The sequence below is a fragment of the Hydrocoleum sp. CS-953 genome (assembly GCF_002260545.1).
Lineage (GTDB): Bacteria > Cyanobacteriota > Cyanobacteriia > Cyanobacteriales > Microcoleaceae > Trichodesmium.
The window spans coordinates 1-2,343 of the sequence record NZ_LGSU01000176.1 but is presented as its reverse complement, the minus strand read 5'-3'; the positions used below and the strand labels follow the sequence as shown (position 1 = coordinate 2,343).

Sequence of the window (2,343 nt, the reverse complement as noted above, 5' to 3'; positions counted from 1 at the left end):
AGTTTTTACACTCTATATATAGTACCTTGCCGTAAATCCTGTTCTCAAATCTCAATTGAGGATTCAGAATTCTCTAGGACTCACCCACCAGACAATGTATATAGCGCCATAAACTCGAACTTTATAGTTTTTACACTCTATATATAGTACCTTGCCGTAACTCCTGTTCTCAAATCTCAATTGAGGATTCTTAAGTACAGATTTGTTGTAGAGTCTTGGCAAAATTTGGGTAAGAAATACTGGCAGCTTCAGCCTGATGAATGTTGGTAGTTCCAGTAGCATTCAATGCAGCGATCGCTAAACTCATAGCTATTCGATGATCCCCATCACTTTCAACATCGGTACCAGTTATAGAAATACCACCAGTAATTTCCAAACCATCAGGTAGTTCTGTAACTCTGGCCCCCAGTTTTTGGAGTTGAGTGGCCATAACTGCTAGGCGATCGCTCTCTTTAACGCGCAACTCAGCAGCATCTCGAATGACTGTTGTCCCTTCAGCAAACATCGCAGCTACAGCTAAAATCGGAATTTCATCAATTAATCTGGGAATTATAGAACCAGAAATTTCACAAGCTTTCAATGGACTATAACGTACCCGTAAATCTGCTACAGGTTCTCCTGCCACAACTCGCTGATTTTCCTGTATAATATTAGCCTCCATTTTTTCCAATACTTCCAAGATACCTGTACGGGTAGGATTAACACCAACATTTTCAATTACCAGTTCTGACCCAGGTACAATAGCTGCTGCTACTAACCAAAAAGCTGCGGAACTAATATCACCAGGCACAACCACATCTTGGCCTTTAAGTTTAGCTGGACCTGTCACCGTCACACTATTTGTTTCTGGGTCAACTTGAATTTCCGCTCCAAAAGCTTTTAACATTCTTTCACTATGGTCTCGCGACAGAGCAGGTTCAGTTACCGTAGTTTTTCCCTCTGCCATTAAACCAGCAAATAAAATACAAGATTTCACCTGTGCTGAAGCAATGGGAGAATGATAATGGATTGGTCGTAACTTTTGTCCCTGAATGGCCAGAGGGGCCAAGCTGTTCCCTTTTCTACCCCAAATTTGAGCGCCCATTTGTGTGAGTGGCTGAATAACACGGGACATTGGGCGTTGTACTAAGGAGCTATCTCCTGTAACAGCAAAGAAATGTTCGGGATGGGATGCCAAAATACCTAACATTAGTCGCATTGTAGTCCCAGAATTACCACAGTCTAAAACACGAGATGGTTCTTTCAGATTATCTACCCCCACGCCATGAACTTCGACTAACTCTGTATTGAGCTGGGAAATATTAGCGCCTAGAAGTGAAAAACATCTAGCAGTGCTGCGGGGATCTTCTCCTAGAAGTAAACCTTGAATATTAGTTTGCCCTTGAGCTATCGCTCCTAGCATCAGAGCGCGATGAGAAATTGATTTATCTCCAGGAATTGAAATATTACCTTTGAGAGATAGACCATTATTTGGTCTTTGAATTATCAAAGTTTCCTGACTATTTGTAATTTTTGTACTAACGACGGCAGCTATCATAAAAGTAACTATAATTTTGCACAGCGATAATATTATATAGAGTGTGGGTAGTTAGTACAGTAGGCAATTGAAACTGAAGTAATCTACTAAATAACTACTAAGAGTGCGAGGAGGGTAGTGAATATTTTTCTGCAACTGGTAACTTTTGAGAAAAGACTGAAAATACTTATTTCTTAAAGTCATTTATCCCATAACCGCAGCAGGGAATTAAATCCCAAAAAATATCTTTATCTATTGCAGCTTTGCTTTGGTCTTCNAGTTAGTACAGTAGGCAATTGAAACTGAAGTAATCTACTAAATAACTACTAAGAGTGCGAGGAGGGTAGTGAATATTTTTCTGCAACTGGTAACTTTTGAGAAAAGACTGAAAATACTTATTTCTTAAAGTCATTTATCCCATAACCGCAGCAGGGAATTAAATCCCAAAAAATATCTTTATCTATTGCAGCTTTGCTTTGGTCTTCTTTTCCACAGGAATGGTGCCCATTCATTTTGCGTTGGAAAAACTATAACGAAATTAGAAACTATTATACACTAAATTAGTCTATTTTTTCTGCTTTAAGCAGAACTTTTTAGGGTCTGCTGAAAAGTTTTTTGGTGAGGAGAGGTAAGAGGCAACAGTTGATACAAAATCTGGTTACTAAAGATCAAGATATTTGATACTATATTAACGTTAAGTCCTCTCCGTAGGTATCCTACAGTCTATTTCTGCATCTGGATCAAAGGATACTCTATAAATCAGATTTAGTATAAGACTTGATTCGCAGCTCTATTTAGTTAAAAAATTGAAACAAAAGCAAAAAAAT

Annotated in this window: 1 protein-coding gene; it reads right to left on the bottom strand. The window is 38.5% G+C overall.

Going from position 1 to position 2,343, the window contains the following annotated elements; genetic code table 11:
• Positions 1 to 190 precede the first annotated feature (190 nt).
• Positions 191 to 1,537, bottom strand: coding sequence for a 3-phosphoshikimate 1-carboxyvinyltransferase (gene aroA, locus AFK68_RS01410; RefSeq protein WP_094671051.1), 1,347 nt, complete (start codon positions 1,535 to 1,537; stop codon positions 191 to 193).
• Between the last annotated feature and the right edge of the window lie 806 nt (positions 1,538 to 2,343).